Below are 13,605 nucleotides of genomic sequence, written 5' to 3'. Positions count from 1 at the left end.
GCGGAGACAAGTTGACAATCCTTGCCATGATCCACAGGATCGCGGCCATGGCGACGATGAACATTTCCCTCCCCGACGCGATGAAGGCCTGGGTCGAGGCGCAGGCCGAAACAGGCCGCTACGCCAATTCCAGCGACGTCGTCCGCGACCTCATCCGCCGCGAACAGGTGCGCGCGGAGAAGATCGCCGCGATGCAGACGATGGTCGACGAGGCGCGGGCGAGCGGGATCGACCCGCGCTCGATCGACGAGATCATGGCGGATATTCGCAGCAAGCGGGCGTAATCGATGGCAGCGAAGTTCCGGCTCGCCCGTCGGGCATCGGCGGATCTGGAGGACCTATACTGGTCGGGCGTCGACCGTTTCGGTTTCGATCAGAGCGAAGCCTATCTCACCGGGCTGCTCGATACGGCCCGTTTTCTGGCGGAGTTTCCCCGAGCAGCGCGATTGCGGCATGAACTCGACCGGCCGGTCCGCGCGCACCCGTTTCGCGCGCACCTCATCGTCTATGAGATTGAGGACGACGGCATCGTCATCCTCCGCATACCGCACGCGCGGGCGGACTGGATGGATGATTAGGGCGGGGTCATCCTTTCCATCCGTGTTGAGAGTGTTGAAGCACTGCTCTTCCCGCCGCCAGCGCTAGCCCTTGAGGCAAAAGTACACTGCTTCGACTTCGCTCAGCACGAACGGGAGGTAGCGGGCGGGCAGCAGCCGGCCCCCCAGAGCCGCCCCTACCGCCCGCCCCGTCGCCGTTGCGCCTCGACGATCTCGATCGCCCGTGCGATCGCTGCCTCGATGCTCAGCGCGCTCGTATCCAGCGGCGCGGCATCCGGGGCCTGGGCCAGCGGCGCGGTCGCCCGGCCCGAGTCGCGCGCGTCGCGGGCGCGGATGTCGGCCAGCACCTTGTCGAAACCGAGCGAGGGATCGGCCGCGTGCAGCTCCGCGTAGCGCCGCCGGGCGCGGACCTGCGCGCTCGCCTTGACGAACAGCTTGGCGTCGGCCTGCGGGGCGATCACCGTCCCGATGTCGCGTCCGTCGAGCACCGCGCCGCCCGGCTGCCCGGCGAAGCGCCGCTGCCGCTGGAGGAGCGAGGCACGCACCAGCGGATGCGCCGACACGATCGAGGCGACCTGCCCGACCGGGTCGCTGCGCAACTCCGCCTCGGCCAGGAGCCGGTCGTCGAAGTCGCACGCCGCCACCGCGTCGGCCTCCACCGCCGGGTCGAGGCCGAGACGCATCACCGTCAGCGCCACCGCGCGATAGAGCAGGCCGGTATCGAGATGCGGCAGCCCGTAATGCTTCGCCAGCGCGCGCGCGATCGTGCCCTTGCCGCTCGCGGCGGGCCCGTCGACCGCGATGATCACGCCGGCGCCCCGCCGGTCAGCGCGTCGAGCGAGGCGAAGAAGGTCGGATAGCTCGTCGCGACCGGTGCGGCATCGTCGATCGTCACCGGCCGGCGTGCGTGGAGGGCCGCCACGGTCATGCTCATCGCGATCCGGTGGTCGAGCTTCGAGGCGATCGTCGCCCCGCCCGGGATCGCCTCGCCGCCGGAGCCGGTCACGGTCATCCCGTCCTCATGCTCCTCCACCGCCACGCCGCACGCGCCGAGCGCCGCGGCCATGGTCGCGATCCGGTCCGACTCCTTCACCCGCAGCTCATGCGCGCCGCGCGCGACCGTCCGCCCCTCGGCAAAGGCGGCGGCGACGAACAGCACCGGATATTCGTCGATCATGCTCGGGGCGAGGTCCGCCGGCACCTCGATCGCGCGGAGCGGCGCGTGGCGGACGCGCAGGTCCGCGACCGGCTCGCCGCCCACGATCCGCGCATCCTCCTCCGTGATGTCCGCCCCCATCATCCTGAGCGCGGTGATCAGCCCGGTGCGAGTCGGATTCAGCCCGACATTGCCGACGACGATGTCCGATCCCGGCACCACCGAGGCGGCGACCAGCCAGAAAGCGGCCGACGAGGGATCGCCGGGCACCACGATCGCCTGTGGGCGCAGCTCCGCCTCGCCGCGGATCGCAATCACCTTGCCCTCGGCCGTGTCCTCGACCGACAGCGCCGCGCCGAAGCCCGCCAGCATCCGCTCCGAATGGTCGCGGGTCGGCACCGGCTCGATCACGCGGGTGATGCCCGGCGTGTTGAGCCCCGCCAGCAGGATCGCCGACTTCACCTGGGCGGAGGCGACCGGCAGCGTATAGGTGATCGGCACCGCCGGGCTGATCCCGCGCAGCATCAGCGGCAGCTTGCCGCCGGGCGAGGCGGTGACGTCCGCACCCATCCGCGCCAGCGGCTCGATCACCCGCCCCATCGGCCGTCCCGACAGCGATGCGTCGCCCACGAACGTCGCGGTGATCGGATGGCTCGCCACCAGCCCCATCAGGAGGCGGGTGGAGGTGCCCGAATTGCCCATATCGAGCGCCTGGGCCGGCTGGAGCAGCCCGCCCACGCCGACGCCATGGACCCGCCACACCCCGTCCGCATCCCGCTCGATCGTCGCGCCCATCGCGCGCATCGCGGCGGCGGTGGCGAGCACGTCCTCGCCCTCCAGCAGCCCCTCGATCCGGCTCTCGCCCACGGCCAGCGCGGAGAGCATCAGCGAACGGTGGCTGATCGACTTGTCGCCGGGCACGGTGATGCGGCCGCGCAGCGCGCCGCGGGCGGAGACGGTCAGGGGCTGGGCGGGGGCGTGATGGCTCATCGGCGCTGCGCTTTGACAGCCGGGTTGTCGTATGGCAAGGCGCGCCCCACTTTCACGGGGCGAGGCATGGCTTTGCCGCGCGAATCCCAATTCCGAAAGGCACGACACGGCATGATCAAGCCGGAATGGGGCACGAAGCGCACGTGCCCGAAATGCGCGACGCGCTTCTACGACCTGACCAAGGACGAGCCGGTCACCTGCATCGCCTGCGGCTATGCCTGGGAGCCGGAACCGATCCTGAAGTCGAAGCAGCCGCTGCCCTTCGAGGTGGCCAAGCCCGACCAGCAGAAGCCCGACCAGGATCTGGAGGGTGACGACGAGGATCTGGAGGCGATCGCCGGCGACGACGAGGAGCCCTCGGCGGACGACGAGGTCGATCTGGGCGGCGACGACGATCTGGGCGTGGAAGCGCCCAACGAAGACGACGAACATTGATTTCGCGAAGGGCTCGGCAGGCGGCATGAAAACGCCGCTTGCCAAGCCCGAAGCGGCCCGCTAGGAGGCCGCCTCCCGCAGGGAATGGGGCCGTAGCTCAGCTGGGAGAGCGTCGCAATGGCATTGCGAAGGTCAGGGGTTCGATCCCCCTCGGCTCCACCATTATCCTGATCGTCCCGCAAAGGGCGCGGCGCTCCCGAAGCGCTTCGAGCGACCTCCTTGCTGCGGGTCGGGTTCAGGCTCTCTGCAAACCGGGCATCATCAACGTCATTCCAGCGAAAGCTGGGATCTTCGGATTATGGCGCGTGGCAAGAGCCGCAGGAGGCCCCAGCCTGCGCTGGGGCGACGGCTGAAGTTCAAGCCGTCAGGCTTTCATTACGTCCGGGCGAGGCACGGCGCGGTGCTTCGACACGCTCGGCGCGACCGTCTCACGTCAGCCACACCCAACCCTCGCGCACGTCCATCGCCAGCGGTGGCAACCCCGCTTTCACGCCCGCCCTGTCGATATAGTCCGCGGTCGCCGCGAACCGCTCGGGCCCTGCGGGTTCCGGCCGCCCGGGCGGGGCGCTCCACATCGGCAGGAAGCCGGCCTCGACGCGGCCCTCCGCGCCGATGCGCAGCCGCCCGATCATGCCGTTCACCGCCTCGGGGTGGAAGGGCGCGAGCGTATAGGCGGGGTCGGGCTCAAACCCGAACATCCTCTTGCGGCGCTCGACCCATTCTGCGCGCGCGGCGTGGTCCTGACCGGGGCTGAGCGCGTTGGTGACGACGCAGCCATTGCCCAGGCCGTGGAAGATCGGTCGCCCACGATACAGCTCGATCCCCTGCACGATATGCGCATGATGCCCCAGCACCGCGTCCGCGCCCGCCTCGATCGCGGCCTGCGCGACCGGCCGCTCATAGGGCGCGAGCGTCGCCGGGCGATGGGTAATTCCCTTGTGTAGCGCCACCAGCACCACATCCGCCGCGTCGCGCACCGCCCGGATCGCGTCCTGCATCGTCGCGACCGAAACGGGGTCGGCCGCAATGAGGTCGGCCTGAGGACGCGCCGGCCCGCCATCGGCGGCGAGCGTGCGGACATAGGCGCAGCCCGCTAGGGTTCCGGTCGCCCAGGCGAGCTCCGGTCCCACGCAGTTGAAGCTCAGCAGCGCCACCCGCCGTCCGCCTCGCGTCACGATCGCCGGTTGCAGCGCCGCCGCCAGCGTCGCGCCCGCACCGGCATGGGCGATGCCCAGCCGGTCGAGCTCGGCGACCGTGTCGGCGATCCCCTCCGCCCCGCGATCGGCGATATGGTTGCCCGCCATGGACAGAAGGGTGATGTTCGCCCTTGCCAGTGCGGCGAGATGATCCGGATCGGCGCCCGGTGCGGGCACGTCGCCCTCCATTTCCTGCCCGCCGCGCGTGTGCGGCACCTCCAGATGCCCTATCGCCAGATCCGCGCGCTGCGTGACCGGTGCGATCCCGCCCAGCCAGTGATCGGGCTCCGGCACGTCGAGGATGATGTCGCCGAGCAGCAATATGTCGAGCGCGCTCACCCGATCGCGCCTTCCGCGCGTAGCTGCGCCCGCGCCTCCGCATCGATCCCCAGCGTCGCCAGCACCGCATCGGTGTCCGCCCCCAGCACCGGAACCGCCGCCATCGGCTGAGGCTCGGTCGCGAAGCCCGCGCCGACCACCGCCAGCTCCCGGTCCCAGCCGGGCAGCTCGACCGAATGGAGCGTGCCGCGTTCGGCGATATGCGGATGCTGTGCGATCTCGCCCACCTCGCGCAGCATCGCCACCGGCACCCGCGCCGCGGCCAGCGCCGCTTCCAGATCGGCCGCGCGCCAGTGCGACAGCGCTTCGGTCAGCCAGGCGCGCACCTCGGCATAATGATCGACCCGCGCCTGATGGCTGGCGAAGCGGGGATCGGTGATCAGCTCGGGATGCCCCAGCACCCGCAGCAGCGTCTCGACCTGTGGCTGGTTGTTCGCGCCCAGCGCGATCCAGCCTTCACCCGTGGGATAGAATTCGGAGGTGGCGACCAGCCGGAAACCCTTGTTGCCCGTGCCCCCCGGCGTCCTGCCGGTATAGGAATGGACCGAGACGGTGGTGTTGACCAGCTTCAGCGCGGCATCGAGCATCGCCACGTCGACATGCTCGCCCACGCCGGTCGCATCGCGCCGGCGCAGCGCCGCGAGCAGCCCGATCGTCGCCAGATAGCCGGTGAAGCTGTCGATGATCGGCATCCCGATCTTCTGCGGCCCATCCGGCCCGGCATTGAGCAGCGCGATGCCCGACATGGCCTGGGCGATATGGTCGTACGCGCCGCGATCGGCGAGCGGCCCCGCCTGGCCGAAGCCGGTGATCGACACCATCACCAGCCGCGGGTTGCGCGCCTGAATGGCGGCATAGGACAGGCCGAGCCGGTCGAGCACGCCCGGCCGGAAATTCTCGACCAGCACGTCGGCCCGCTCGATCAGCTGCCACAGGATCGCGACTCCTGCCGGCGTCTTCAGATCGATCGCGACCGACCGCTTGCCCGCGTTGATCGAGGCGAAGGGGATGCTGAGCAACGGCTCGCCGCCATGTTCGGTATAGTGGCGAAACCCGTCGCCGACCCGTGGCGGCTCGACCTTGACCACCGTCGCGCCCAGTTCGACCAGCATGTTGGTGCAGGTCGGCCCGGCGATCGCATGGCTGAGATCGACGACATAGAGCCCGTCGAGCGCGTTCATGCCGACGCCTCCCGCACGCCGCTGAACGCGCCCGCCGCGGCCAGCGCCGCGATCGCTTCCGCATCGAAGCCGAGTTCGCCCAGGATCGCGTCGCGCTCCGCCCCCGGCAGTCCCGCCGGGCGATGCTCGGGCGGGGCCGCGCCGGACAGGCGGAAGGGGGTGCCGATCTGCTCGACCGTGCCGGTGCCGACCGGCAGCGTCACATGCATGCCCCTTGCCTCGGCATGGGGATGGCGCAGCGCCTCGGCCGGGGTCAGCACCGGCATCGCCTGCGTGTCCGCCGCTTCCAGCAGCGCGAGCCATGCGGCGCGCGGGCGTGTGCGGAACAGCGCGCGCAGATCGGCCTCGATCGCGGGATGCGCCTCGGTGTCGAACTGGCGCGCGGCATAGTCGGGCCGGTCGACCGCCGCGCAGAAACGCTGCCAGTAGCGCGGCTCCATATCGGTGGTGCAGAGCCACAGCCCGTCGCCGCATTCCCACACCCCGCCCTTGGGATGCCAGCCCCCGTCGGGCGGCGGAATGTCGTCGGGCGCGGCGCGGCCCAGCGCGACCGCGATCAAGGGCATGGCCGCGTCGGTCATCGCCACATCGACATGGCGGCCAAATCCCGTCCGCTCCCGCTCCTGCAGCGCGACCAGCACCGCGATCGCGGCGTGCGCCCCGGCCAGCACATCGGCGACCTGCACGCCCGGCAGGCTCGGCTGCGGCAGCCCGTTCAGCCGCGACAGCGCGCCCGCCAGCGCCAGCGCCGCCGGGTCGTGGCCGGCGCGCCCCGCGAGCGGCCCGTCCTGCCCGGCGAACGAGACCGAGGCATAGATCAGCCTCGGGTTGATCGCGGCGAGCGCGGGCTGGCCCAGCCCCATCGCCGCCATCACGCCGGGCCGGTAATCCTCGACCAGGATGTCGGCAGAGGCGACCAGCGTCTCCAGCAACGGCCGCGCCGCGGGATGGCCGGGATCGAGCACGATCGAGCGGCGGTTGCGCCAATAGGAGGGCCGCGCGCGCCGCAGCCGCGCTGCGTCGCCGGCATCGTCCGGATCGTGCCCGAACATGCGCGCGTGCTTGGCCAACTCGCGCGGATTCTCCACCCGGATCACGTCCGCGCCCATGTCGCCCGCGATCCAGCCCGTATAGGCGCCCGGCAGGAAGCGCGTGAAATCGAGCACGCGCAGCCCGGAAAGCGGCCCGGTCATGCCCGCCGCTCCGCCGCCCGCGCGCCGGCCGGCCCCTCGATGAAGGCGGTGATCCGCCGCTCCAGCGCCGCCGCCGTGTCGGCATCCATCGCGAAATTGTCGACGCCCAGCTCCAGCACCGGGATGCCCGCCGCGGTGAGCGCGCGGATGACGAAGGGGTCGGCGTCGGACAATGCCACCGCGCCGTCGATTGCGTGCGTCTGCGCTTCATGGACATGCCACGGACCCGCCCAGCTCGGCATCCGCAGCTCGTCGCCCATCGTCAGGAAGCGCGCCGCCAGCGCCCGCAACGGATCGCGCCCGCGGTCGAAGTGGCGGATATAGCCGTCCGCCGCCAGCGCGAGATACATCGACCAGACGAACACCGCGCCGTGGCTCTCTTCCCAGCGCTGGTAGAAGGCGGTCTCGCTCCACAGGCCGCGGCCGACCCACATCAGCCGCACCTTCTCCTCCGCCACCACGCCCGCGCCGGCCGCGACGCGCGCGGCGACCTCCTCGTAAAAAGCTTTAGCGGCGTCGCGCGCCCATTCGGTGCCGCGATGCCATTGCGGCACCATCGTCGCGGGCATCGAATCGACGATGCTGATCGGCGCGGGCACGGTGCGCGCGATGAGGTCGCGCGTGCGCCGGTAATAATCCTCCTGCTCGTTGACGCGGTGCATCACCGCCTCGAACCGCTCCTGCGAGAAGGTGCGCCCGGTCGCCGCCTCCAGCCGGCCGATCACCTCTTTCAGCTCGGCGACGAGCAGGTCGATCCGCTCCGGCTCCAGCTTCGTATCCCAGTCGTCGGGCAGGTCGTCCCACCAGCGGGTCGGGATCGACAGCCGCGGATCGACGGTGCGGGCATAGAGATAGGGGCTGGCCCCGCTCGCCGTCGCCCAGGCATCGAAGATCCCCGGCGTCGCGTCGCTCGACGTCACCGCATGGACGAAGTCCGGCCGCGGCACCCCGCCCCAGGGCGCGGCCTCCTCATCCTCGTCATAGGCGGCGGCCAGCCCTTGCGCGCTGTAGGCTTCGACATCGGTCGGGTGGCCGTGCGCCGCCAGCAGGTCGCGATAGCGCCGCGTCTGCTGCTTGGCCGCGACGATCGACGCCCACCATTGGTTGACGACGAAGGGGATATCGAGCGCACGCAGGATTTCCTGCGGGGCATTGGCGTTGACCATGGCGAAGGGCGCGCCGCCCGCCACCTCTGCGTGCAGCCCCTGGAACCAGGTCCGCTGATAGCTGCCGAAGCTGGCCAGCGACTCGAGCGACTTGCGGCTGCGCGGCGGCGGCGGCGGGGCGGTGCGGTTCGTGGAGGGCGGGGCGGGCGGCGCGTGCCAGCCGACCCGGCGCTGTTCGAAGGGCAGGCGATCCGCCAGCGCTCGTTCCAGCGCCGCAGCCGCCCAGGGCGCGGCTTCGTCATGATCGACCGCGAGGTGCAGCACCTGCTCCGCGCCGCTTGCAACCGCCGCGCGCGCGACCGCAGCGGCATCGGCGCTCGGGCAGCGGGCGGACAGCGGCGCGAAATACGCCGGCAGCGCGGCGGCATCGCGCGTCGCCGGCGGTGCAACCAGCCGCCGCTCGCCCCAGTCCTGATCGTCGCCGACGATCCGCAGGCCCTCCGCCTCCAGTGCCACGTAGACGGCGTCATCCTCCAGCGCGGTGCCGGTGACGAACACCGGTCGCCCCGTGACCGGCGGTGGCGCGATCGCGCTGACCAGCTCGGCAAGTTCGTCGGGCGGCAGGATCGCGGTGCAGCCGATCAGCCGCAGCCGGTCGCTCCCCGAAAGCCGCGGCAGCAGCGCGCGGATGGCTTCGATCACCGCCGCCTCCGTGGCCGCCGCCTCGGCCAGCGCGGCATCGGTCACTGCCCGGCCGCCCTGCGCTGCCAGCCAGTCGTCGAGCTGGCGCAGCCGCACCGCATTATAGCCCGCCGCCGCCGGCCGGTCCTGATGGACGAGATCGAGCATGTGCAGCCGTCCCGGCGCGGCCTCGCCCAGCCGCAGCCGTTCGCGCAGCGCCGCGAAGATCTGCGCCTGTTCGGCATCGGCGCGGGTGATCAGCACCGGCACCTCCGCCAGCGCCGGATCGAGCAGCCGCTCCATCAGCCGGTGCGCGCGCCGCCGGGCGGGGGCGCGCCCCATCACCGCATCGGCGCGTGGCGTCTCCGGTCCCGCCACGGGCGCCAGCCGTACCGGCGCAAGGCCTGCCGCGCGCAGCCAGGTCAGCGGCGCGTCGCTGCCGACCGTGCGCACCACCGTCGCGCCGCCGGCCGCGAGACGCGCGGCGACCGCATCGGCATCGGCATAGGCGGCGGCGATGGCGGCCAGCGCGTCCATCAGATCACGCCCGCCTCGGCCAGCGCCGCCAGTCGCTCCGCGTCATAGCCCAGCAGGTCGCGATAGACGTCGCCATTATGCTCGCCGATCGCGATCGGCAGCGCCGCGTCGAAGCCGGTCGTCGCCTCCGAAAAGCGGATCGGGATGCCGGAGGTGCGCAGCTCCGACTGGTGCGGATAGCGGGGATGCGCGATCGGCATCGTCTCGGCCCGCGCCATCACCCGTGGGTCGCTCAGCGCCTCTTCGGGATGGCGGACGGGGGCGGCGGGCACGCCCTCCGCCTCCAGCATCCGCACCACCTCGGCGGTCGGCTTGGTGCGCGACCATTGGGTGATCCGCGCCTCCAGAGCCACCGCATTGGCGACCCGCGCATCGCGGCTGGCGAAGCGCGGATCGTCGCCCAGCTCGGGCGCGCCCATCGCCGCGAACAGCCCGCGCGCCAGCTTCTCATGCACCGCGACCACCGCGACATAGCCGTCGGCGCATTCGAACACGCCGAAGGGCGACAGCCGCTGCACGGTCAGCCCGGTGCGCGCCGGCATCCCCGCCGCCGCCAGCGCCGACCAGTTCTCGATCGCCACGAACGACGTCAGCGCGCCCAGCATCGAGACGTCGACATGCTGGCCTGTCCCCGTCCGATGCCGCTGCTCCAGCGCGGCGAGGATGCCGATCACCGCGAAGACGGGGGCGAGCATGTCCGCCACCGGTATGCCCATCCGCACCGGCGGCGCGTCGGGGTCGCCGCTGGTGTACATCGCACCCGACAAGGCCTGGATGATGACGTCCATCGCCTTGCCGCCGTCGCGCGCATCCGCGCCGAAGCCGGAAAGCGAGCAGTAGATGATCCCGGGGTTCACCGCGCGCGCGACCTCATAGCCGACGCCGAGCCGGTCGGCGGTGCCCGCGGTGAAATTCTCCACCACGATATCGGCGCCGCGGCACAGATCCTCGAACACCCCGCGCGCGCCCGGCGCCTTGAGGTTCAGCGACACGCCCATCTTGCCGCGCGCGCGCGACAGGTGGCTGATCGACACATCGTCCTCATACGCGCGCTCGACCGTCACGCCGTTGCGCCCGACATAGGGGCTGTTCTCGCGCGCCAGATCGCCGCCGCGCGGATCCTCCACCTTGATCACCTGCGCGCCCAGCCCGGCGAGGAGCAGCGTGGCATAGGGACCGGCGAGCGCGCGCGTCAGGTCGATGACGCGTAGGCCCTCCAGCGGGCGGGCGGGGGTGGCGGCGGTATCAGTCATGGGTCGAAGGGTCCGGAGCAGGGGAGGCGCAGGGCGGCGGCGCGCCGCTGGCATCGGCCGCGATCAGCCGCTGCGCCTCGGTGAAGATCGGGGTGCCGTCCGCGCCGAAGCGGGTCAGCGCGCGGGCGATGCGGGCGGCGTTCCGGTTGTACATGGCATCGAACCGCGCCTGGTCGGCGGGCGAGATGGGCAGGAAGGTGACGCCATGCGTCTTGCCGAACTGGATGCCGGCCTGTTCGGCGGTGTTGATCTCATCGATCAGCGCCGCCTCCCACGCCCGTTCGCTCTCGGCGAGCAACTGGCGATCGGCGAGCGGCAGCGCGTTCCAGCGCGCCATGCCCATGGCCCGGGCGGGATAGGAGCCGCGGCTGACCTTCAGCGTCGTGAAATAGCGCGCGACCTCGGCGAAATGCAGGCTCTTCAGCGTGTCGGCGGGGGCGACGACGCCGTCGATCACGCCCTTGGCCAGCGCCGAATAGACGTCGGCCATCGGCATATCGACCGGGTCGGCGCCCAGCGCCCGCAGCACCTCCAGATTCTCGGCGGGTGCGCGCAGGCGCAGGCCCTTCAGGTCGTCGAGGCTGCGCACAGGCCGGCTGCGGGTGACGATGCCGGGGAAATTGCCCGGCTGGATCGCCAGCACGCGCAGCCCCTTCAGCTCGTCGGTCAGCGCCGGGAAGCGCGCCGCGATACACTGATAGACCGCGATCTGCTCGGGCATGTCGCGCACGCCGCCATAGAAACCGGCCTGTGCCCGCTGCGCATGCGCGCCGCCGCGGGTATAGATGGGGGTGATCAGGCCGATATCGGCGACGCCGTGGCGGATCTCCGCCATGCTCTGGTCGCTCGACAGCAGCGCGCCCGCCCAGAAGGGCTTGATGCGGATGCGCCCGCCCGACGCCTTCTCGACCCAGGCCATCCAGCGGATATCGGCGCGGCTGAACGGGTGGCCGGGCGGATAGGGGCTGGCATAGGTCAGCTCGGTCACCCCCGCGGGCACCGGCGCGCGGCCGCAGCCGGCCAGCAGGGCGGAGGCGAGCAGCGCAGCGATCAGGCGGCGCATCCTCATGCCATCACTCCCGGCAGCCACAGGGTCAGCGCCGGCACCGCGATCAGCAGCGCCAGATGCAGGAAGTCGGCGATCAGGAAGGGGATGATCCCGCGGAAGATCGTGCCCAGCGGAATGTCGCCCGCAATCCCCTGAATGACATAGACGTTGAGGCCGAGCGGCGGGTGGACGAAGCCGATCTCCATGGTGCGGACCAGAAAGATGCCGAACCAGATCGGGCTGAGGCCCAGATCGTGCGTGATCGGCAGGAAGATCGGCGTGGTCAGCAGCATCAGCGCCAGCCCGTCGAGGAACGAGCCGAGCAGCAGCAGCACCAGCGCCATCGCGACGATCGCCACGGTCGGCCCGGCGTGAAGGTTCGCGACCCAGGCGGACAGCGCCGCCGCGATCCCGGTCGCGCTGATGAAGGTCGCGAACAGGATCGCGCCGATCACCACGATATAGATCATGCCGGTGGTGCGCAGCGTCGTCTCCAGCGCGCCCGCTACCGCGGCGCGGGTCAGCCGCCCGCGCTTCCAGCACAGCAGCAGCGCCGCGACCGATCCGACCGACGCCGCCTCGGTCGGGGTGAACCAGCCGATGAACAGCCCCCCGATCACGAACACGATCAGCAGCGCGACGTCGGCGATGCCGCGCAGCGCCGGCCACCGCTCCCGCCACGGGGCGCGGACGGTCGGCGGCCCCAGTTCGGGCTTCAGCCGGCACAGGATCGCGATCGCGACGATGTAGAACAATGCCTGGGTCAGGCCGGGGATGATCGAGGCGGCGAACAGCTTGCCGATCGACTGTTCGGCGATGATCCCGAACACGATCAGTGCGCCCGATGGCGGCACCAGCGACCCCAAAGTCCCGCCCGCCGCCAGCGCACCGGTGGCGAAGCCGGGGGCATAGTTCGCCTTGCGCATCTCGGGCAGCGCGACCGAGGTGATGGTGGCGACCGTCGCCAGGCTCGACCCGCTGATCGCGCCGAAGCCGGCGCAGCCGCCGATCGAGGCCATGGCGAGGCCGCCGCGCCGATGCCCGACGAACCGCGCCGCGGCGTCGAAAAAGTCGCGGCTCGCGCCCGCGGCGAAGCAGAGATGCGCCATCAGCACGAACAAAGGCAGCACGCCGAGTTCGTAGCGGGAAATGGTGTCGAAGGTGACGACGCCGGCCTTGATCAGCGCCGCCTCGGGCGACAGCAACACCGTCAGCCCGACCCCGCCGACCAGCGCGAGGCCGATGCCGATCGGCACGCCGACGCCCAGCAGCGCGAGCAGCACCGCGATGCCGATCAGGCCGATCAGTTCGGGCGCGATCATGCCGGGATCCGCTTCAGCGCGCGGCGGGCGAACAGGATCGCGGTGGCGAGCGCCCCGACGATCCAGGCGAGCCGCAGCCAGCGCAGCGGCAGGTGCAGGATCTCGGTCAGCTCGAAACTGCTCCACAGGTCGGAGGCGAGCCAGGCCGACCCCGCGGCCAGCCACAGAAAGACCAGCGCGCTCAAAGCATTGGCGCCGCGCAGCCAGGCCGCGGCGCGCGCCGGCGCCATGCGTTCGAGCAGGATGTGGACGCGGGCATGGCCGTCGACGATCGTCGTCAGCACGATTGCGGTGGTGGCGATCAGCACGATGCAGGCCTGCACCACCTCGATCGCGCCGAGCAGCCGGATGCCGGCATGGCGCCCCGCCACCGCCAGCGCATCGGTCGCCATCGCCGCCAGCAACCCGGCCGATCCGATCGCCAGCATCGCGCGCGCCAGCGGCGACTGGACCGGGCGCGCCGCCTCCGGCTCGACATCGGCGTCGACCGGTGGGGCGTCGACGGGTTTGGCGTGCGGGGGCAAGGAGCTATGCGTCATAGAGAGTGTCCGACTCACCGGAAAAGGTTGAGTAAGTCAACAATCCATCTTCCGTATCTTCTACGGAATTCC

13 protein-coding genes and 1 tRNA gene are annotated in these 13,605 nt (G+C 71.2%); 4 read left to right on the top strand and 10 right to left on the bottom strand.

The features are described 5' to 3' along the window. Nucleotides 1-26 precede the first annotated feature (26 nt). A complete protein-coding gene (locus IEX18_RS08300; RefSeq protein WP_308419334.1) occupies nt 27-284 on the top strand; it encodes a type II toxin-antitoxin system ParD family antitoxin in 258 nt (85 codons plus the stop codon). A 3-nt stretch (nt 285-287) separates the two neighbouring features. Beyond that, nucleotides 288-578 carry a type II toxin-antitoxin system RelE/ParE family toxin gene (locus tag IEX18_RS08295; protein WP_188658249.1) on the top strand — a complete coding sequence of 97 codons (291 nt, stop codon included), beginning with the start codon at nt 288-290 and terminating at the stop codon, nt 576-578. 155 nt (nt 579-733) lie between these two features. On the opposite strand, the gene cmk is transcribed toward IEX18_RS08295, so the two are convergent. After that, nucleotides 734-1,366, bottom strand: a complete 633-nt coding sequence (gene cmk / locus IEX18_RS08290; RefSeq protein ID WP_188658248.1) for a (d)CMP kinase — start codon at nt 1,364-1,366, stop codon at nt 734-736. Then, nucleotides 1,363-2,703 (bottom strand): 3-phosphoshikimate 1-carboxyvinyltransferase, encoded by a 1,341-nt coding sequence (aroA, locus tag IEX18_RS08285; RefSeq protein WP_188658247.1) that lies wholly within the window; start codon nt 2,701-2,703, stop codon nt 1,363-1,365. The genes cmk and aroA overlap by 4 nt, the downstream gene beginning before the upstream one ends. A 111-nt stretch (nt 2,704-2,814) precedes the next feature. On the opposite strand from aroA, the gene IEX18_RS08280 reads away from it, so the two are divergent. Both IEX18_RS08280 and IEX18_RS08275 read left to right on the top strand, forming a co-directional pair. After that, nucleotides 2,815-3,138: a TIGR02300 family protein gene (locus tag IEX18_RS08280; protein WP_188658246.1), complete on the top strand. Its 324-nt coding sequence runs from the start codon at nt 2,815-2,817 to the stop codon at nt 3,136-3,138. 86 nt (nt 3,139-3,224) lie between these two features. Next, nucleotides 3,225-3,300: transfer RNA gene (locus IEX18_RS08275), tRNA-Ala, on the top strand. Between the two features lie 266 nt (nt 3,301-3,566). Here the strand turns inward: IEX18_RS08275 and IEX18_RS08270 are convergent. From IEX18_RS08270 to IEX18_RS08235, 8 genes are read right to left on the bottom strand one after another with little or no spacing between them, the layout of a single operon-like run. Then, the gene (locus IEX18_RS08270) at nt 3,567-4,673 is read right to left on the bottom strand and encodes a CapA family protein (RefSeq protein WP_188658245.1); all 1,107 of its coding nucleotides are present in this window, start codon (nt 4,671-4,673) and stop codon (nt 3,567-3,569) included. After that, nucleotides 4,670-5,854 (bottom strand): CaiB/BaiF CoA transferase family protein, encoded by a 1,185-nt coding sequence (locus IEX18_RS08265; RefSeq protein ID WP_188658244.1) that lies wholly within the window; start codon nt 5,852-5,854, stop codon nt 4,670-4,672. The genes IEX18_RS08270 and IEX18_RS08265 overlap by 4 nt, the downstream gene beginning before the upstream one ends. Further along, on the bottom strand, nt 5,851-7,047 hold the full coding sequence (locus IEX18_RS08260) for a CaiB/BaiF CoA transferase family protein (RefSeq protein WP_188658243.1): 1,197 nt from the start codon (nt 7,045-7,047) through the stop codon (nt 5,851-5,853). Before IEX18_RS08260 ends, IEX18_RS08265 begins: the two co-directional genes overlap by 4 nt. After that, a complete protein-coding gene (locus tag IEX18_RS08255; RefSeq protein ID WP_188658242.1) occupies nt 7,044-9,371 on the bottom strand; it encodes a 2-hydroxyacyl-CoA dehydratase family protein in 2,328 nt (775 codons plus the stop codon). The genes IEX18_RS08260 and IEX18_RS08255 overlap by 4 nt, the downstream gene beginning before the upstream one ends. Continuing rightward, on the bottom strand, nt 9,371-10,624 hold the full coding sequence (locus IEX18_RS08250) for a CaiB/BaiF CoA transferase family protein (RefSeq protein ID WP_188658241.1): 1,254 nt from the start codon (nt 10,622-10,624) through the stop codon (nt 9,371-9,373). The genes IEX18_RS08255 and IEX18_RS08250 overlap by 1 nt, the downstream gene beginning before the upstream one ends. Then, nucleotides 10,617-11,693 (bottom strand): TRAP transporter substrate-binding protein DctP, encoded by a 1,077-nt coding sequence (gene dctP, locus IEX18_RS08245; RefSeq protein WP_229664449.1) that lies wholly within the window; start codon nt 11,691-11,693, stop codon nt 10,617-10,619. Before dctP ends, IEX18_RS08250 begins: the two co-directional genes overlap by 8 nt. Next, nucleotides 11,690-12,994 carry a TRAP transporter large permease gene (locus IEX18_RS08240; RefSeq protein ID WP_188658240.1) on the bottom strand — a complete coding sequence of 435 codons (1,305 nt, stop codon included), beginning with the start codon at nt 12,992-12,994 and terminating at the stop codon, nt 11,690-11,692. The genes dctP and IEX18_RS08240 overlap by 4 nt, the downstream gene beginning before the upstream one ends. After that, entirely contained in the window at nt 12,991-13,533 is a 543-nt protein-coding gene (locus tag IEX18_RS08235) for a TRAP transporter small permease subunit (protein WP_188658239.1), read from the bottom strand. Before IEX18_RS08235 ends, IEX18_RS08240 begins: the two co-directional genes overlap by 4 nt. Nucleotides 13,534-13,605 lie beyond the last annotated feature (72 nt).

Source organism: Sphingomonas metalli, from assembly GCF_014641735.1.
Taxonomy (GTDB): Bacteria; Pseudomonadota; Alphaproteobacteria; order Sphingomonadales; family Sphingomonadaceae; genus Sphingomonas; species Sphingomonas metalli.
This window is presented reverse-complemented; position numbering and strand designations above follow the sequence as displayed.